This is a genomic window from Burkholderia perseverans (assembly GCF_022870505.1).
GTDB lineage: Bacteria > Pseudomonadota > Gammaproteobacteria > Burkholderiales > Burkholderiaceae > Burkholderia > Burkholderia plantarii.
In genome coordinates this window covers 3,425,367-3,441,960 of the sequence record NZ_CP045094.1, presented here as the reverse complement: position 1 = coordinate 3,441,960, position 16,594 = coordinate 3,425,367, and the positions used below count along the sequence as shown (strand labels likewise).

The window sequence follows — 16,594 nt, the reverse complement described above, 5'->3', positions numbered from 1 at the left end:
AGCACGCGAGGACACAGACATCATGAGCATCATCGAGAACCACGAAGACCTCGGCGTGTTGCGCTTCATCACGGCGGGCAGCGTCGACGACGGCAAGAGCACGCTGATCGGCCGCCTGCTATACGACAGCAAGGCCGTGCTGTCCGACCAGCTGTCGGCGCTGTCGCGCGCGAAGAACAAGCGCACGGTGGGCGACGAGCTCGACCTCGCGCTCCTGACCGACGGCCTCGAGGCCGAGCGCGAGCAGGGCATCACGATCGACGTGGCGTACCGCTACTTCGCCACCGCCAAGCGCAAGTTCATCATCGCCGACACGCCGGGCCACGAGCAGTACACGCGCAACATGGTGACGGGCGCCTCGACCGCGCACGCCGCGATCATCCTGATCGACGCGACGCGCGTGACGGTCGAGGGCGGCGTCACGCAGCTGCTGCCGCAGACCAAGCGCCATAGCGCGATCGTCAAGCTGCTCGGCCTGCAGCACGTGATCGTCGCGATCAACAAGATGGATCTGGTCGAGTATTCGGAGACCACCTTCAACCTGATCCGCGACGCCTACGTCACGCTCGCCGAACAGATCGGTCTGGCCGGCGTGCGCTTCGTGCCGGTGTCGGCGCTCAAGGGCGACAACATCGTCACGCTGTCGGACAGCATGCCGTGGTACTCGGGCGAGCCGCTGCTCGACCTGCTCGAAACGCTGCCGGTGGCGATCGACGGCGGCGACGCGCTGCGCTTCCCGGTGCAGTGGGTGGCGCGCCAGGACGGCAGCTCGGCCGACGACTTCCGCGGCTACATGGGCCGCGTCGAGGCCGGCGAAGTGCGCGTGGGCGACGAGATCGCGGTGCTGCCCTCGGGCCGCACGGCGACGGTGGCCGAGATCATCGCGCCGGTGCCGGGCGGCACGGCCGCGGTAGAATCCGCGTTCGCGGGACAGACGGTGACGATCCGCCTCGGCGAGGACGTCGACGTCTCGCGCGGCGACGTGTTCGTGCCGAACGCGCAGCGCATCGAGCCGGCCAAGAAGCTCGAAGCGGACCTGTGCTGGTTCGACGAGACGCCGCTGTCGCCGCAACGCAAGTATCTGCTCAAGCAGACCACCAACATGGTGTTCACGAAGATCGGCGCGGTCCGGCAGGTACTCGACGTGCATACGCTGTCGCAGGCCACCGACCGCCAGGACCTGAAGATGAACGACATCGGCCGGGTGGCGCTGACGCTGCAAAAGCCGATCGTCTGCGATACCTACGATGCGCATCCGGGTACCGGCGCGTTCGTGCTGATCGACGAGGCGACGCACCACACGGTCGCCGCCGGCATGATCCGCGCGTATTCCGCGTGACGCCAGCGCCGTCGGCGCCGCCGGCATGACCGACGGCCGCCGGCGGCCGCTGAGGGCGACCAACCAACGAAGGGTTTATGGGCAAGGTGTATCTGATTGGCGCGGGGCCGGGCGCGGCGGACCTGATCACGGTGCGCGGCGCGCGGCTGCTCGGCCTGGCCGACGTCGTGCTGCACGACGCGCTGGTGGAGCCGGCGATGCTCGACCATGCGCCGAACGCGCGGCGCGTGGCGGTGGGCAAGCGCTGCGGGCAGCGCTCGTCCGCGCAGCAGTTCATCAACAAGCAGATCGTCGACGCCGCGCGCGAGCATGCCGTGGTGGTGCGCCTGAAGGGCGGCGATCCGATGCTGTTCGGCCGCGCCGACGAGGAAATGCGCGCGCTGGAGGCGGCCGGGATCGACTACGAGGTGGTGCCGGGCATCACCGCGGCGCTGGCCGGCGCGGCCACGCTGAAGCGCTCGCTGACGCTGCGCGGCGTCGCGCGCAGCGTCGCGTTCGCCACCCAGAGCCGTGCGCCGGGCAGCGACGAGATCCGCGAGCAGGTCAACGCCGATTCGCTGGTGTTCTACATGGGCCGCGACAGCGCGCCCGGCATCGCGCAGCAACTGATCGACGCGGGACGCGCGGCCGATACGCCGGTGGCGATCGTCGAGGCCTGCAGCACGCCGCGCGAGCGCACGCTCGAACTGACGCTGGCGCGGATGGCGGCGGGCGAGGCGCAGGCCTGGCTCGATCCCGCGCAGCCGAGCCTGCTGATGATCGGCGCCGCGTTCGGCGAACGCGGGCGGCTCGCGGACGACGGTGCGCCGGCCAAAGCCAAAGCGGATGGCGATAGCGACAGCATGCGCAACGCGGCCTGACGCGGCACTCCCAATGAAAGACGCCGGCCCTCGGGCCGGCGTTTTTTCGTTTCGGTGCCGCCACGACGGGCGGCAGGCATCGTTTCAGACAGATCTTGTAGGCGCGCTAACAAGTCAGGCGCTCGCCTGCTGCAGGCAGTAGTGCGCGATCGCGTCGAGCACGGAGTCGTCCTCGCCGATCGCGGTGGCGCAGCGGATCTCGACGCCCGGATGCGCGGCGCGGCACGCCTCGAGGATCTCGGGCAGGTCGCGCCGCACGTGGCCGCCCTGGCCGACGAACACCGGCACGATCGTGATGGTCGCGCAGCCGTGCGTGACGTGCGCGGCCACCGCGTCGTCGAGTTCCGGCGGCATCAGCTCGAGGAACGCGAGCGAGACCGGGCCGCTCGTGTGGGCGGCGCGCACGCGCTCGGCGAGCCGCTCGAACGGCTCCATCCAGCGCGGGTCGCGCGAACCATGTCCGAACAGGATGATCCCGTGCTTGCTCATCATGCCTCCGTCGTCTGCGGTAATCGGTGGTCAGTGCCGGTCGACCCACTTCAGCGCGAACAGGCCGAGCGCGAGGTAGATCAGGGCGGGGAGCGCCGCCGTGAGCGGCGCGGGCCAGGTGTTGAGCGTGCCGATGTGCGAGAACAGCGTGTTGAAGAGCTGGAAGCTCATGCCGAGCATGATGCCGCCGAACACCTTCACGCCCACCACGCCGGCGCGCGTGTGCAGGTACGCGAACGGCAGCGACAGCACCAGCATCACGAACACCGCGAACGGATACAGCAGCTTGCGCCACAGCGCGATGTCGTAGGTCTGCGTGTCCTGCTGGTTCTCGCGCAGATGCTGGATGTAGCGGAACAGGTTGAAGATCGACATCCGCTCCGGCGACACCAGCAGCACCGAGAGGATCTGCGGCGTGAGATCCGAGCGCAGCGAGTATTGCGGCATCGACACCTGCTCGGAGCGGTAGACCGGGTTCAGCGCGTCCGCCGGCGCGTGGGTGTCGGGCGGGATCGGCGTGAGCTGGGTGTCGGTCACGTCGGTCAGCAGCCAGTGGCCGGGCGGCGCGTAACGGCCCGACTTCGCGATCCGCACGTTCTGCAGCTGGAACTTCGAGTCGAACTCGTAGATCCGCACGTTGCTGATGGTCGAGTCGGGCGACAGCGTGCCGACGTTGACGAAGCGCGTGACCGGCTCGCCGTTGTCGCGCGCGGTCAGCGTGTCCTTGACCCAGACGCCCGAGGCGAAGTTCGACGACACCGACGAGCCGAGCGCCTCGAGCCGCACGCGCTCGGAGAGCTGGTCGGTGTAGGGGCCGACGAATTCGCCGATCAGGTAGGTGACGATCACGAGCGGCACGCCGATCTTCAGCAGCGAACGCAGCGCCTGGTTGGTGGCGAGGCCCGAGACGCGGAAGATCGTGAATTCGGAGTTCGCCGCCATCTGCGCGAACACGTAGATCGCGCTGATCAGCGTCGCGACCGGGATGATCTCGTAGAACCGCGAGGGCGTCTGCAGCGCGACGCGCAGCACCGCGTAGCCGAAGTTGTAGGTGCCGTGGCCGACCGAGTTCAGTTCGCTGATCAGGTCGAAGAAGAAGAACAGCCCCGAGAACGCGAACAGCACGAAGATGAACGTCAGGTAGATCTGGCGCGCGAAATACTTTTCGTAGAGCCGCATCGGTCAGGCTCCCCGGCGGAACGTGGCCCGCGAGATGAGCGGCCGGTTGCGCACGCGCAGCCAGAACAGGAACGCGACGATGCCGGCCACCACCACGTGCAGCACCACCAGCCCGACGCCGAACGGCAGCTTGCCGCGCTCGATCTGCGATTGCACCACGTTCAGCAGGTTGGAATACGTCAGATAGATCAGCACGGCCATCACGAGGTTCACGGTGCGGCCGCGCCGCGGATTCTGGTAGGCGAGCGGGATCGCCAGGATCATCAGGTTGATCGCGATCAGCGGCAGCCCGGCGCGCCAGGCGAATTCGGCCAGGTTTTCCTTGGTCGGATCGCGCAACAGGTCGAGCGTGGGCGTGCTGGTGGTGGTGGGCTGCGTGACCACCTGCTTGCTCTGGATCTTCACGCCGTAGCGCTCGAACTGCATGATCTTGAAGTTCGGCTGGCCGGGCACGCCGTCGTAGCGGCGGCCGTTCTCGAGCACGATGAAGCGGTCGCCGTTCTTCTCGGTTTCGGTGCGGCCGGTCTGCGAGACGACGATGTTGACCTTGCCCTGCTCGGTGGTCGTGACGAACACGTTCTGCACCCGGGCCTGGTCCGGCGACATCTTCTCGATGAAGAACACGCGGTTGGTCGAGGTGGATTCGCGGAACTGGCCCGGCGCGAGCAGCGAGACCTCGTCGCGCTGCTGGAAGCGCGCCTTGATCAGCTTGCTCTGCTGGTTCGACCACGGCCAGCCGACGAACGCGAAGAACGCGATGAGCAGCACGATCGGCGTGGAGAACACGCCGATCGGCCGGATCAGGCGCGTGAGGCTCACGCCCGAGGCGAGCCAGACCACCATTTCGGAATCGCGATACCAGCGCGTGAGCACGAACAGGATCGACACGAACAGGGTGCCGACCAGGATCATCGCGAGGTAGCCGATCACGGTGAGGCCGATCAGCACGAGCACGTCCTTCGGGCTGACCTGACCGGACGCTGCGTAGCCGACGATACGGATCATCATCGACGTCAGCATGATCGTGAGCAGCACCATGAAGACAGCGCCGGCCGTATACGCAAGCTCGCGCTGGAGGGAGCGTTCAAAGATCATGTTTGATGCGAAGAGGGCGGGGAGGGTAGGGGCGCGCGCCGCCACGGGAAAAATAGCGGATAATTGCGGCTTTCACCCATAGCCCAGATTTTATCCGAGGACAAGCGCGATGGACTTTAGCATAAAAGGCTTTGATTGGAGCAAAGGCGCTTCCAAGGGGTTCCTGACCGGAAAATCCGACTGCGTCGTGATCGGCGTGTTCGAGTCCCAGACGCTGTCCGGCGCCGCGCTCGACACGGATGAAGCCACCAAGGGGCTGCTGTCGCGGATCATCAAGGCCGGCGACATGGACGGCAAGGCCGGCAAGACGCTGTTCCTGCACGAAGTGTCGGGCATCGGCGCGTCGCGCGTGCTGCTGGTCGGTCTCGGCAAGCAGGACGGATTCGGCCAGAAGGCTTACCAGGAAGCCGCCCGCGCCGCGTGGCGCGCGCTGCTCGGGACCAAGGTCGGGCAGGTCGCGTTCACGCTCACCCAGCTGCCCGTGGCCGAGCGTTCGTCCGACTGGTGCGTGCGGGCCGCGATTGTCGCGCTGCGCAACGAAACCTACCGCTTCACGCAGATGAAGAGCAAGGCCGAGCCCGCGCCGGCCGCGCTCAAGCGCGTCGTGTTCAGCGTCGATCCGGCCGACGAGAAGGCCGCCAAGCTGGCCGCGAAGCAGGCCGTGGCGATCGCCAACGGCACCGATTTCGCGCGCGACCTCGGCAACCTGCCCGCCAACGTCTGCACCCCCACCTATCTCGCGAACGCCGCCCGGCAGATGGCCAAGGACTGGAACCTGAAGTCCGAGGTGCTCGGCCTGAAGCAGATCCAGGCGCTGAAGATGGATTCGTTCCTGGCCGTCGCGCGCGGCTCGGTCGAGCCGCCGCAGTTCATCGTGCTGCACTACCAGGGCGGGCCGGCCAAGGCCGCGCCGGTCGTGCTGGTCGGCAAGGGCATCACGTTCGACACGGGCGGCATCTCGCTGAAGCCGGGCGAGGGCATGGACGAGATGAAGTACGACATGTGCGGCGCCGGCTCGGTGCTCGGCGCGATGCGCGCCGTGGCCGAGATGGGGCTCAAGCTCAACGTCGTCGCGATCGTGCCGACCTGCGAGAACATGCCGGCGGGCAACGCGGTGAAGCCGGGCGACATCGTCACGAGCATGAAGGGTCTGACGGTCGAAGTGCTCAATACCGACGCCGAAGGCCGCCTGATCCTCTGCGACGCGCTCACCTATGCCGAGCGCTTCAAGCCGGCCGCCGTGATCGACGTCGCGACGCTGACGGGCGCCTGCATCATCGCGCTCGGCCACCACAACAGCGGCCTGTTCTCGAAGGACGACGCGCTGGCGGGCGAACTGCTCGACGCCTCGCGCGAGGCCGGCGATCCGGCCTGGCGCCTGCCGCTCGACGACGAGTATCAGGAACAGCTGAAGTCGAACTTCGCCGACCTGACGAACCTCGGCGGGCGCCCGGGCGGCAGCGTGACGGCCGCGTGCTTCCTGTCGCGTTTCGCCGAGGCTTATCCGTGGGCGCACCTCGACATCGCCGGCACCGCCTGGAAGAGCGGCGCGGCGAAGGGGGCCACCGGCCGTCCGGTGCCGCTCCTGACGCAGTTCCTGATCGACCGCGCCGGCGCGTGAGCGGCGCGGCAACGACGCGGCGGCGCGCGCGATGACGCGGATCGATTTCCACTCGAACGTCGGCGATTCGCTGGCGTATGCGTGCCGGCTGCTGCGCAAGGCGTATCTGGCGGGGCAATCCGTCGTCGTCTGCGCGGAGCCGGCGCGGCTGCGCGCGCTCGACGAGCAGCTCTGGACCTTCTCGCCGCTCGATTTCATCCCGCACTGCTCGGTCGACAATCCGCTGGCCGGCCAGACGCCGATCGTGCTGACCGCCGATCTTTCCCGCGCGCCGCACGACGGCGTGGTGCTCAATCTCGGCGCCGAGGTGCCCGCGCAATTCGCGCGGTTCGCGCGGCTGCTCGAGGTGGTCGGCAACGCGCCCGAGGAACTGGCGGCCGGCCGCGATCGCTACCGGTTCTACCGCGATCGCGGCTATGCGCTGAACAACTACAAGCAGGGCGGCTGACCCGCGCCCGGAGGCAACATGCCCGACGCCAACCACGAGTTCGACATTCCTGTTCTGACCGATGTGCTGGTGCCGGGCAAGCCCGTGCCGGCCCGTTCCGCGACGCAGCCGGAGGCGCCGCCGCCGCGTGCCGGTGATGTTCCCGATCTGCCGCCGGAGGTTGCGCCTGAACTGGCTGCTTCCGGGCTGCCGCCTGTCGAGGCGCGCACGGCGCTGTCGACGGCTTACGATGCGCCGGCCGGCGCGGCCGGAGCCGATGCGCTGCCGGTGTCGAGGCTGGCGGCCGGGGCGGAGGAGGCTGGGCGGGCGGAGGGGCCCGCCGTGCTGAGAGAAATGGAGGCTTGGGCGTCCAGGTCCGAGGTTTCTCCGCAGGCGCGCGCGGCGTTGCCGGAAGCCACGTTCGTGGCGCCGGAGCCGGCGCCGGCGCATACGTCCGAAGCGACGATTTCCCATCAGGTTGAATTGGCTCCGCAGGTTGCGGCAGACGAGCCGCCTTTGCCGGCGGCTGAGGCCGCACCGGCCGGGCTGCATGCGTCGCCACCTGAGGCCCGTGAGGCCGAGCCCGACGTTCCGGATGCGCCGTTCGTTGCACCGGAACCGATGGTGCCGCCGGAACTGGCTGGCGCGCCGGAGCCGTTGCCGGAGCCGGCCGTCGATACGGCGCTGAATGCCTCGGAGGCGCAGTTCGTGGCGCCGGAGCCGTTGGCGCCGCAAGCACTCCCCAAGTCGTCCGAGGCGCTTGGCTCGCTGGAACCGACGGGGCATGAGGCAGTTGCCGCGGAGCCTGAGCAGTCAGTCGCTCGGCACGAGCCGGCGGCGGCACCGGTGCCTGTCGCGGAGCCCGAGTCGCATATTCCGCCGGAGCCGACTATCGAGGCGGCGCCGGATTGGCCGGAGGCGTGGTCCGCGCCGTCTGAGCCGGCGGTGCAGCAGGAATTCACCGCCACGCCCGAGCCTGTCACTCCGCACGAGCCGGCCGCAGCATCTGCGCTCGCAGCCGAGCCCGAGCCGCACATCCCGTCGGAGCCGGCTGGCGAGGCCGCATCGAACGCCCCGGAGGCGCATTCCCCCGAACTGGCGGCGGCCCAGCAGTTCGCCGTCGAGCCCGAGGCGGTTTATCCACAGGAGGCGGCCGCAAAGGCGGAGCCACGTGCGGAGAAGGCACCGTTCGTGTCGCCGGAGCCGCCGCTGCCCCAGGCACTCGCCGCGGCACCCGAGCCCCTCGCTTCGTCCGCACCGCCCGCTCACGCCGAGCCGAGTGCCTCGGAGGCCGTGTTCGTCGCGTCCGAGCCCGCCGTTCCACAGGAATTCGCGGCAAGCCCGGAACCGCTTTTTCCACCGAAGCCCGACGCGGCATCCGTGACATCGTCGCCGGCTCCCACGTTGCATGAGGCGGTCGAAGCGCCGCTCGTTCGCGACGACGAGCACGACGCTCCGGACGACGCTTCGCTCGCCTACGCGCTGACGAATCCGGAACAGGCCGCCGGGCCTGGCGACGCTGAACCGGACGCTACCGGCAACCACTTCGGCATCGCCGCTGCACCAGTCGGCGAAGCACCGCCGGCCGATAGCGATGTCGTCGCCCGCACCGAGTCGGCGCTGCACGCGATCGAGGCGATGCCGCCCGCCGCGTTCGCCGAACTGACGCCGTTCGCCGCCGATGAGCCGATGCCGGCGCGCTTCGCCGGTCACGAGGCGCCGCCGCCCGTCGAACTGCAGCACGGCGCGCCCGAGCCGTTGCCGGCGGCGGTCCCGCCCGCGCCGGCGGCGCCTGCCATCGACGCGCAGCGCGTCGCCGAGCGGCTGCATGGCCGCGTTGCCGGCTATCTGGCCGGCGAAGGCCGCGCGCTGATCGACGCACGCTGTCGCGAGGTGGTCCGGCAGCATGCGGCGGCGCTCGCGGGAGAAGTCTCGCAGCAGGTGCTGCTGGCGCTCGCGCCGGAAATCGAACGATGGGTGAGCGAGGCAATTGGCGAAGCGCTCACGGATCGCGAGCCGCCGTCGGCCTGAAGAGGTAATCGAGGCACGGGGGCGAGCAATGCCCGCGTGCGCGATGATTCGTGGATTTTTCCGACCGGCGCCGGCATCAGCGACGCGGTACCCGGATGCGATGCGAGCGCCTACTTCAGCGTCATGATCCAGTGGGCGAGCGTGTGCGCCTCGTCTTCGGTCAGCTGCGTGTTGGCCGGCATCGGCACCGGCCCCCAGACGCCGACGCTACCCTTCACGATCGATTGCGCGAGATAGTCGGCCGCATCGGCGCGCGCGAGATAACGATCGGCGATGGCGTGGAACGACGGCCCCATCAGCGGAGCCGCCACGGCATGGCAGGCCATGCAATTCTTGCGTTGCGCGAGTATCGGGCCGCTCGCGGGTTGCTGGGCGTGCGCGAGCAGGCTCGTACCCAGCAGCGCGGCGGCGGTCGCTCGCAGGAGCGTGATTCTCATACGGGGGTCTCCACCGGCTCGGCGGCCGGTCTGGCTGTCCGCGCATTATAGAAGTAAAGCCCCCGCGAGTTCCTGGCGGCCGTCCATGCACGGCGTGCGGCCATGCGCGGATCAACTCACCGCGCGCATCCGGCATCGACGGCGATTTCAACCGCGCGCGGCGCTCGCGTCATCCTGTTCGGCGCGTGAAGGATCACGCAGACATGCGCGGATGATCGAAGCAACGGCCGCCGCGAGCCGGCAACCGTTGCAACGCGGCCCCTCAACCCGTCACCGCCCCCTTGTTCGCCGGCAGCGCGAGCGCCGCGTATTTCGCCAGCACGCCGCGCGTGTAGCGCGGCGCCGGCCGCCGCCAGGCGGCGCGCCGGCGCGCCAGTTCGGCGTCGTCCACGTTCAGCTGCAGCAGCAGTCGGTGCGCGTCGATGGTGATCGAATCGCCCTCCTGCACGAGCCCGATCGTGCCGCCCGCAAACGCTTCGGGCGCGACGTGGCCGACCACCATGCCCCAGGTGCCGCCCGAGAAGCGGCCGTCGGTGATGAGGCCGACCGATTCTCCGAGCCCCTTGCCGATGATGGCCGAGGTCGGCGCGAGCATCTCCGGCATGCCGGGGCCGCCCTGCGGGCCGAGATAGCGCAGCACGACCACGTCGCCGGCGCGAATCCGGTTGGCGAGGATCGCCTCGAGCGCGCTCTGCTCGTCGTCGAACACGCGCGCCGGCCCGGTGATCACAGGATTCTTCAGGCCGCTGATCTTCGCGACCGCGCCGTCCTCGGCGAGGTTGCCCTTCAGGATCGCGAGATGGCCCTCGTCGTAGAGCGCCCGGTCGATCGGGAAGATCACCTGCTGGTCCGCGCGCGGCACGCCCGGCACGTCGGCCAGCGTCTGCGCGATCGTGCGGCCGGTGATCGTGATGCAGTCGCCGTGCAGCAGCCCCGCGTCGAGCAGGATCCGCATCACCTGCGGGATGCCGCCCGCGCGGTGCAGGTCGGTGGCCACGTAGCGCCCCGATGGCTTCAGGTCGCAGATCACCGGCACGCGCTTGCGGATCCGTTCGAAATCGTCGATCGACCAGTCGATCTCGGCCGCGTGCGCGATCGCCAGATAGTGCAGCACGGCGTTGGTCGAGCCGCCGGTGGCCATGATCACCGACACGGCGTTCTCGATCGAATGCTTCGTGATGATGTCGCGCGGCTTCAGATCGCGCTTGACCGCTTCCACCAGCACGCGCGCCGATTCGGCGGCCGACTCGACCTTTTCCTCGTCGGGGTTGGCCATCGTCGACGAATAGGGCAGCGCCATGCCGAGCGCCTCGAACGACGAACTCATGGTGTTCGCGGTGTACATCCCGCCGCACGAGCCGGTGGACGGGCAGGCGTTGCGCTCGATGCCCTCGAAATCCTCCTGCGACATGCGGCCGGCCGTGAACTCGCCGACCGCCTCGAACGACGAGACGATGGTCAGGTCGTGGCCCTTCCAGTTGCCGGGGCGGATCGTGCCGCCGTAGACGTAGATGCCGGGCACGTTGAGCCGCGCGAGCGCGATCATGCCGCCCGGCATGTTCTTGTCGCAGCCGCCCACCACCACCACGCCGTCCATCCACTGGCCCTGCACGCAGGTCTCGATGCAGTCGGCGATCACCTCGCGCGAGACCAGCGAATACTTCATGCCCTCGGTGCCCATCGACATGCCGTCGGAGATGGTCGGCGTGCCGAAGATCTGCGGATTCGCGCCGGCTGCCTTCACGGCGGCCACGGCCGCGTCGGACAGGCGCTGCAACCCGGCGTTGCAGGGCGTGATGGTGGAATGGCCGTTGGCGATGCCGATCATCGGCTTGTCGAAATCGTCCTTCTCGTAGCCGAGCGCGTAGTACATCGAACGATTCGGGGAGCGGGCGACGCCTTGCGTGATGTGCTTCGAACGACGGTTGTAGGACATGGGGGACTCCATCCGGGGGTTCTGGCCACGGTACGGTGCGACGCGCTGCCGCGGCGGCTTCGAATGATGGAAGGATGGTGCGTCGGCAAACCGCTGTCCAATATATTATTCATCGCTGATTGAGTCGCAGAGGATATCAACGATGGCGGAACCGACCCCGGATCTGCGGCAATGGCGGTATTTCGTGGCGGTGGCCGACGAGCGCCATTTCGGCCGCGCGGCCACGCGGCTCGCGATGACGCAGCCGCCGCTGTCGCAGGCGATCCGCGCGCTGGAGGAGGCGCTCGGCGTCGAGCTGTTCGCGCGTACGCGCCGTTCGGTCGAGTTGACGGCGGTGGGCGCGGCGCTGCTGCCCGAGGTGCGGCGCCTGCTGGCGGCCGCCGACGCGCTGCCGCCGCTGGCCGCGAGCCTCGCGCGCGGCGAGTCGGGCACGCTCGCGCTGGCGTTCGTCTCGACCGCCGACTACGGGCTGCTGCCGCAACTGCTGCGCGAGTTCGGCGCGCGCTATCCGCGCGTGCGGCTGAAGCTGACCGAGGCGACCAGCGACGTCCAGCTCGAACTGCTCGCGGCCGGCCGGATCGACGCCGGGCTCGTGATCCCGCCGCTGCCGCCGCGCCACGCGGCGGGCCTCGCCTACCTGGCCGTGGCGCGCGAACCGCTGGTGGCGGCGATGCCGCAGGCGCTGTCGGATGCGCCCGAAGCGGAGCCGGTGCGGCTCGCCGAACTGGCCGATCTGCCGCTCGTGATCTTCCCGCGCCGTTTGGCGCCCGGCTTTTATGACATCATTACGGGCTGCTACGGCGCGCTCGGCGTGACGCCGCGCATCGGCCAGGAGGCGATCCAGATGCAGACGATCGTCAGCCTCGTGTCGGCGGGCATGGGCGTCGCACTCGTGCCGCAATCGCTGCGTAACCTGCGGCGCACCGGCGTCGTCTATCGGCCGCTGGCGGACGAAGCGCCGATCTTCGAAACGGGCCTCGTCTGGCGCACGCGCGAGGTGAGCCCGGTGCTCGCGGGTTTCATCGAGATCGTGCGGCACGCGGCGGCGGCCTGAGCCGCGCCGCGTGCCGAACGCGCGCGGCGAACCACCGTCAAATGGCAGGCGCGGCGCATGAATGCCGCACCGATTCAGCAACCATCCACACCGACTCATGATCATTCACCCCAATTTCGATCCCGTCGCGATTCATCTCGGACCGCTCGCCGTGCGCTGGTACGGGCTCATGTATCTCGTCGGCTTCATCGCGGCGATCGTCGTCGGCCGGGTGCGGCTCAAGCTGCCGCACGTCGCGGCGCAAGGCTGGACCGCCAAGGACATCGACGACATGATGTTCTACGGCGTGCTCGGCGTAGTGCTGGGCGGCCGGCTCGGCTACGTGCTGTTCTACAAGGCCGGTTATTACTTCGCGCATCCGCTCGACATCTTCCGCGTCTGGGAAGGCGGGATGTCGTTCCACGGCGGCTTCCTCGGCGTGCTGGCCGCGATGGTGCTGTTCGCCTGGCAGCGCAAGCGCACCTGGCTGCAGGTGACCGACTTCATCGCGCCGATGGTGCCGTTGGGCCTCGCGGCCGGGCGCTTCGGCAACTTCATCAACGGCGAGCTGTGGGGCCGCGTGACGAGCCCCGACGCGCCGTGGGCGATGCTGTTCCCGGGCGCCTCGCGCGACGACGCGCTCTGGCTCGCCGCGCACCAGGACCTCGCCGCGAAATGGCATCTGAACGAGGTGTTCATGCAGTACCAGATGCTGCCGCGCCACCCGTCGCAGCTCTACGAGATCGCGCTCGAGGGGATCACGCTGTTCCTCGTGCTGTTCTTCTTCTCGCGCAAGGCGCGGCCCATCGGCGCGGTGTCGGCGCTATTCCTGATCGGCTACGGGCTCGCGCGCTTCACCGTCGAGTTCGCGCGCGAACCCGACGATTTCCTCGGCCTGCTCGCGCTCGGGCTGTCGATGGGGCAGTGGCTGTCGCTGCCGATGGTGGTGGCCGGCGTGCTGATGCTGATCTGGGCCTATCGTCGCAAGCGCGCGCCGGAAGTGGCGTGAGCCGGCCGACCATCGCGCCGGTGCGTCCGTGATGCCGCGGCGCCCGGCATGAAAACAGCCCGGCGGGGTGACCCGGCCGGGCTGTCGGTTTTGGCGCGCCGCGTTCGTGAACCGGAGCGCGGCGCCGCTTGACGGTGACGCTTACTTCATCTGCACCGAGCCGTTGACGTTGACCGTGACGGTGGCCTTGCCGCCCTCGACCGCGATCGGCGCGGCGGCCTTCGCGGCCATCGGTGCCACGTCCATCGCCATCATGCGCGGATACGGCTGCACGCTGCGCCCGCCGCCCACGTTCACCTCGCGGATCGCGAAGCCACTGTAGCCGAATGCCTTCGCGGCCTCGGCCGCGCGATCGCGGAACGACTGGATCGCCTGCGAGGTCAGCTTCTGCTCGGCCGCGCGCTGCGCTTCGGGCGACAGCGAGAACGCGACGTTGCCGACCTGCAGCGAGCTCGACAGGTCGCCGGCCAGCTTCGAGGCGGCCGCGAAATCGCGCGATTCGAGCACGACCTCGGTGCGGCCGCGCCAGGCCGAGATCTTGCCGTCGCGGTCGGTGCTCGGGTACACCGAGAAGCCGCCGGTGTGGGCGCTCACGCCCGACACGCCGCGGGCACGCGCGAGCGCCGCGTCGGCGCGGCGGTTCAGTTCGGCCGTCAGGCTGCCGGGGTCCTTTGCTTCCTGTTCGTAGAACAGCGTGATGTCGACCACGTCCTGCGGCACGTCGGTGCTGGCCTGGGCCGACAGCGACAGCACGCCGGCGGGCGGCGGCGTGACCTGCGCGCGGGCGGCCGGGGCCACGGAGAGGGCGAGGGTGGACATCGCGAGCGCCAGTGCGGCAGCGGTTTTTTTCATCGTATGAGCTCCGGTTGGTGCGCGGCTGCCGCGAGCGTGCGAGCGTTCGCGGTGCCGTGCGTCGTGTCGAGGCAAACGGACGACGCGGCGTTGCCGCCCGTGGTTCCGCCCGTTTGCGCGAACGTTAGGCCGATGAAAGACACGCCGAGTTCCGGCGCCGCGCCTGCCATCCGGCCGATATCCGGGCCGGCGTTGCGAGCGGCGCGGCAGCGCGGGCTTCACGTCATCAGCCGTTCGGTGATGAAGCGCCATTCGGCGCGCGTGACCGGCGTGATCGAGAGCCGGTTGCCCCTGGCGAGCACGCGCATCTCGGCGAGTTCGTCATGCTCGCGCAGCGCGGCGAGCGGCACGAGCGCCGTCTTCCTCACGAAGCGCACGTCCACCAGCGTCCAGCGCGGTGCGTCCGGTTTCGATTTCGGATCGTAGTACGGACTGTTTGCGTCGAACTGGGTCGGATCGGGATACGGCATGGACGAGACCTCGGCGAGCCCGGCGATGCCCGGCTCGGGGCAGCTCGAGTGGTAGAACAGCACGCCGTCGCCGACCCGCATCGTGTCGCGCATGAAGTTGCGCGCCTGATAGTTGCGCACGCCGGTCCACGGCAGCGTGCGTTGCGGCGCGGCGGCGAGATCGTCGATGCTCGCCTCGTCCGGTTCGGATTTCATCAGCCAGAATTGCATGGAGGCTCCGCGGGGACAGAGAGACAGGGAACGCGGGGAGGGGCAGGCCGCGCGCCGCGGGAAAGCGGTGGCGCCAATGAAAAACGGCATCGGACAAAGTCCGATGCCGTCGAATAGGTCCCCGCCTTGGCCGCTAGGCCGGCATCCTGAACCTGAGGTTCAGAATTGGTCGCAGTTAGCAGCACTTCGGGTACATCAGACAGAGTGACGCGCGCGCCCGTGCTACAAATTTCCGCAACCGTGCACATGGCATTGGTTCAAGGAATATATGACCTTGGCGAACCAGGCAGGGAAGCTGAGTAAATCGTTCCAACAAAAACCATCATTACCGCAAAACCGCTCGAACCGAACCGCTGGTGGCTTACCGCGCTTCGTGCTGGGCCAGTACCGCGCCGAGCTGTTCGTTCATGTGGCGCATTGTACGCCGGATTTCCTCGGCGGGAAATGCTTCTCCGTGACGAACGCTCTGTTGCAGGCGAAGCAACTCCGAGGCCAGCGACAGCGCCGCCATCACGGCGATCCGGTCGGTGCCGCGCACCGAGCTGTTGGTGCGGATCTTCGACATCTCGGCGTCCACGCGCGCGACCGCCTCGAGCAGCGCCGCTTCGGTTTCCGGCGAGCACGCGAGGCGATACGCCTGGCCGAGAATCGAGACTTCGATCTGCTTGGTGGTCATGCATGTTCTCCGTGGCTGGCCGCGCCGCTGCTCGCTGCTTCGGCCGGCACGTCGAGCAGGTCGAGCTGGCTCTCGCCGTCGGCGGTCTGCTTCGTGCGCGGCAGCTTTTCGAGGATCGCGTTCAGTTTCACCTGGGCGTCGTCGATCTTCGCGGAAAGCGTGTCGCGTTCGGCCACCAGCGCGTTGCGTTCCTCGCGCAGCTGGTCGAGTTCGACGCGCACGGCTTCGGCCTGCGCACGCAGCTGCGCGACTTGCTCCTCGAGCGCGAGACGTTCCGTATGATGGCGTTGGTTCAGCGCGATCAGGCGGCCAATGTTCTGGGATAGGGTTTCGAGTTCGTTGAGCATCTGCTGCGTCCTCTAAAGACCGGGCATTTTAGCGCGGAAACTCCGGCGTTCCGACTTTTGTAACGTATCCAGACGTAACACCCCCGCTTCTTGCCGCGAAATGCGTCGCCAGTGACGCGTGATGCGTGCGATGCCGGCGGATTGTTCGCAGCGGGGCGGGGATCGGCCGTGAGGCACGCGGTATGGCGTGTCTGCCGCAAACGCGCGCCGCGCGTTCCTTGACGCTCGGAAGACCCGCTCCTACACTGGCGCCGCTTCGGTGCATGCGTGCGAGATGGCGTCGCACGCGGTTAAACGGGAAGCAGGAAGCCGCCGATGCGGGCGCGCCAACCTGCGCTGCCCCCGCAACGGTAAGCGACCGCGTCGACCGTGCCTCGGTCATGACGCGAACCGCCCCTCGAAATCGGCTGTCCCGCTCGCGCGACGACGGATGGCCGTGGCCACTGCGCGCTGCCGCGCGGGAAGGCGGGGCCGGTGGTCGCCAGCCCGGATACCGGCCGGAGCGGGGAAGCGTGTCGCCCGCGTGCGCCGTTTCCGTGAGGCGGAACCTGCGGGGAAGCGGGGGCCGCGCTGGTCAACAGGA

Annotated in this window: 16 protein-coding genes, 1 other RNA gene and 1 riboswitch; of the genes, 7 read left to right on the top strand and 10 right to left on the bottom strand. The window is 68.8% G+C overall.

The genetic code is table 11. The features are described from left to right. The first annotated feature begins 22 nt into the window (after nucleotides 1-22). Together BpN12_RS29880 and cobA are read left to right on the top strand one after the other, a co-directional pair. Nucleotides 23-1,339, top strand: coding sequence for a sulfate adenylyltransferase subunit 1 (locus BpN12_RS29880; protein ID WP_246795751.1), 1,317 nt, complete (start codon nucleotides 23-25; stop codon nucleotides 1,337-1,339). A gap of 77 nt (nucleotides 1,340-1,416) precedes the next feature. Continuing rightward, a complete protein-coding gene (gene cobA / locus BpN12_RS29875) occupies nucleotides 1,417-2,199 on the top strand; it encodes a uroporphyrinogen-III C-methyltransferase (protein ID WP_246795750.1) in 783 nt (260 codons plus the stop codon). A gap of 114 nt (nucleotides 2,200-2,313) precedes the next feature. On the opposite strand, the gene BpN12_RS29870 is transcribed toward cobA, so the two are convergent. The 3 genes from BpN12_RS29870 to lptF are packed head-to-tail and all read right to left on the bottom strand — an operon-like array spanning nucleotide 2,314 to nucleotide 4,962. Further along, nucleotides 2,314-2,688 carry a sirohydrochlorin chelatase gene (locus BpN12_RS29870; protein ID WP_246798040.1) on the bottom strand — a complete coding sequence of 125 codons (375 nt, stop codon included), beginning with the start codon at nucleotides 2,686-2,688 and terminating at the stop codon, nucleotides 2,314-2,316. Nucleotides 2,689-2,718: 30 nt separating this feature from the next. Then, nucleotides 2,719-3,867: an LPS export ABC transporter permease LptG gene (gene lptG / locus BpN12_RS29865; RefSeq protein WP_042625773.1), complete on the bottom strand. Its 1,149-nt coding sequence runs from the start codon at nucleotides 3,865-3,867 to the stop codon at nucleotides 2,719-2,721. Between the two features lie 3 nt (nucleotides 3,868-3,870). Continuing rightward, nucleotides 3,871-4,962 carry an LPS export ABC transporter permease LptF gene (gene lptF / locus BpN12_RS29860; RefSeq protein ID WP_246795749.1) on the bottom strand — a complete coding sequence of 364 codons (1,092 nt, stop codon included), beginning with the start codon at nucleotides 4,960-4,962 and terminating at the stop codon, nucleotides 3,871-3,873. A gap of 109 nt (nucleotides 4,963-5,071) precedes the next feature. Between lptF and BpN12_RS29855 the strand changes: the two genes are divergently transcribed. Genes BpN12_RS29855 through BpN12_RS29845 form a run of 3 tightly spaced genes read left to right on the top strand, consistent with a single transcriptional unit; the run spans nucleotide 5,072 to nucleotide 9,041 of the window. Continuing rightward, nucleotides 5,072-6,583 carry a leucyl aminopeptidase gene (locus tag BpN12_RS29855; protein ID WP_246795748.1) on the top strand — a complete coding sequence of 504 codons (1,512 nt, stop codon included), beginning with the start codon at nucleotides 5,072-5,074 and terminating at the stop codon, nucleotides 6,581-6,583. A 31-nt stretch (nucleotides 6,584-6,614) separates the two neighbouring features. Then, on the top strand, nucleotides 6,615-7,031 hold the full coding sequence (locus BpN12_RS29850) for a DNA polymerase III subunit chi (RefSeq protein WP_246795747.1): 417 nt from the start codon (nucleotides 6,615-6,617) through the stop codon (nucleotides 7,029-7,031). 18 nt (nucleotides 7,032-7,049) lie between these two features. Then, nucleotides 7,050-9,041: a DUF2486 family protein gene (locus BpN12_RS29845; RefSeq protein WP_246795746.1), complete on the top strand. Its 1,992-nt coding sequence runs from the start codon at nucleotides 7,050-7,052 to the stop codon at nucleotides 9,039-9,041. 110 nt (nucleotides 9,042-9,151) lie between these two features. On the opposite strand, the gene BpN12_RS29840 is transcribed toward BpN12_RS29845, so the two are convergent. Beyond that, a complete protein-coding gene (locus tag BpN12_RS29840; RefSeq protein ID WP_246795745.1) occupies nucleotides 9,152-9,478 on the bottom strand; it encodes a c-type cytochrome in 327 nt (108 codons plus the stop codon). Between the two features lie 262 nt (nucleotides 9,479-9,740). Next, entirely contained in the window at nucleotides 9,741-11,414 is a 1,674-nt protein-coding gene (ilvD, locus tag BpN12_RS29835) for a dihydroxy-acid dehydratase (protein WP_246795744.1), read from the bottom strand. A 142-nt stretch (nucleotides 11,415-11,556) separates the two neighbouring features. Between ilvD and BpN12_RS29830 the strand changes: the two genes are divergently transcribed. Next, the gene (locus tag BpN12_RS29830) at nucleotides 11,557-12,468 is read left to right on the top strand and encodes a LysR family transcriptional regulator (protein ID WP_246795743.1); all 912 of its coding nucleotides are present in this window, start codon (nucleotides 11,557-11,559) and stop codon (nucleotides 12,466-12,468) included. A 97-nt stretch (nucleotides 12,469-12,565) separates the two neighbouring features. Next, on the top strand, nucleotides 12,566-13,456 hold the full coding sequence (gene lgt / locus BpN12_RS29825) for a prolipoprotein diacylglyceryl transferase (protein WP_246795742.1): 891 nt from the start codon (nucleotides 12,566-12,568) through the stop codon (nucleotides 13,454-13,456). A gap of 141 nt (nucleotides 13,457-13,597) precedes the next feature. On the opposite strand, the gene BpN12_RS29820 is transcribed toward lgt, so the two are convergent. The 5 genes from BpN12_RS29820 to BpN12_RS29800 form a co-directional block, all read right to left on the bottom strand. Then, nucleotides 13,598-14,308 carry an SIMPL domain-containing protein gene (locus BpN12_RS29820; RefSeq protein ID WP_246795741.1) on the bottom strand — a complete coding sequence of 237 codons (711 nt, stop codon included), beginning with the start codon at nucleotides 14,306-14,308 and terminating at the stop codon, nucleotides 13,598-13,600. Nucleotides 14,309-14,526: 218 nt separating this feature from the next. After that, nucleotides 14,527-14,988 carry an EVE domain-containing protein gene (locus tag BpN12_RS29815; RefSeq protein WP_246795740.1) on the bottom strand — a complete coding sequence of 154 codons (462 nt, stop codon included), beginning with the start codon at nucleotides 14,986-14,988 and terminating at the stop codon, nucleotides 14,527-14,529. A gap of 114 nt (nucleotides 14,989-15,102) precedes the next feature. Beyond that, nucleotides 15,103-15,284, bottom strand: a non-coding RNA gene (ssrS, locus tag BpN12_RS29810) — 6S RNA. Between the two features lie 65 nt (nucleotides 15,285-15,349). Further along, entirely contained in the window at nucleotides 15,350-15,664 is a 315-nt protein-coding gene (locus BpN12_RS29805; RefSeq protein WP_015876748.1) for a cell division protein ZapA, read from the bottom strand. Then, entirely contained in the window at nucleotides 15,661-16,011 is a 351-nt protein-coding gene (locus tag BpN12_RS29800) for a coiled-coil domain-containing protein (RefSeq protein ID WP_246795739.1), read from the bottom strand. Before BpN12_RS29800 ends, BpN12_RS29805 begins: the two co-directional genes overlap by 4 nt. Before the next feature lie 240 nt (nucleotides 16,012-16,251). Continuing rightward, a riboswitch (cobalamin riboswitch) is annotated at nucleotides 16,252-16,527 on the top strand. The last annotated feature ends 67 nt before the right edge of the window (nucleotides 16,528-16,594 follow it).

Bases quoted from the DNA above. Each gene is read 5' to 3' on its own strand.
- BpN12_RS29880 (WP_246795751.1), top strand. From the start codon at position 23: ATGAGCATCATCGAGAACCACGAAGACCTCGGCGTGTTGCGCTTCATC.
- cobA (WP_246795750.1), top strand. From the start codon at position 1,417: ATGGGCAAGGTGTATCTGATTGGCGCGGGGCCGGGCGCGGCGGACCTG.
- BpN12_RS29870 (WP_246798040.1), bottom strand. From the start codon at position 2,688: ATGAGCAAGCACGGGATCATCCTGTTCGGACATGGTTCGCGCGACCCG.
- lptG (WP_042625773.1), bottom strand. From the start codon at position 3,867: ATGCGGCTCTACGAAAAGTATTTCGCGCGCCAGATCTACCTGACGTTC.
- lptF (WP_246795749.1), bottom strand. From the start codon at position 4,962: ATGATCTTTGAACGCTCCCTCCAGCGCGAGCTTGCGTATACGGCCGGC.
- BpN12_RS29855 (WP_246795748.1), top strand. From the start codon at position 5,072: ATGGACTTTAGCATAAAAGGCTTTGATTGGAGCAAAGGCGCTTCCAAG.
- BpN12_RS29850 (WP_246795747.1), top strand. From the start codon at position 6,615: ATGACGCGGATCGATTTCCACTCGAACGTCGGCGATTCGCTGGCGTAT.
- BpN12_RS29845 (WP_246795746.1), top strand. From the start codon at position 7,050: ATGCCCGACGCCAACCACGAGTTCGACATTCCTGTTCTGACCGATGTG.
- BpN12_RS29840 (WP_246795745.1), bottom strand. From the start codon at position 9,478: ATGAGAATCACGCTCCTGCGAGCGACCGCCGCCGCGCTGCTGGGTACG.
- ilvD (WP_246795744.1), bottom strand. From the start codon at position 11,414: ATGTCCTACAACCGTCGTTCGAAGCACATCACGCAAGGCGTCGCCCGC.
- BpN12_RS29830 (WP_246795743.1), top strand. From the start codon at position 11,557: ATGGCGGAACCGACCCCGGATCTGCGGCAATGGCGGTATTTCGTGGCG.
- lgt (WP_246795742.1), top strand. From the start codon at position 12,566: ATGATCATTCACCCCAATTTCGATCCCGTCGCGATTCATCTCGGACCG.
- BpN12_RS29820 (WP_246795741.1), bottom strand. From the start codon at position 14,308: ATGAAAAAAACCGCTGCCGCACTGGCGCTCGCGATGTCCACCCTCGCC.
- BpN12_RS29815 (WP_246795740.1), bottom strand. From the start codon at position 14,988: ATGCAATTCTGGCTGATGAAATCCGAACCGGACGAGGCGAGCATCGAC.
- BpN12_RS29805 (WP_015876748.1), bottom strand. From the start codon at position 15,664: ATGACCACCAAGCAGATCGAAGTCTCGATTCTCGGCCAGGCGTATCGC.
- BpN12_RS29800 (WP_246795739.1), bottom strand. From the start codon at position 16,011: ATGCTCAACGAACTCGAAACCCTATCCCAGAACATTGGCCGCCTGATC.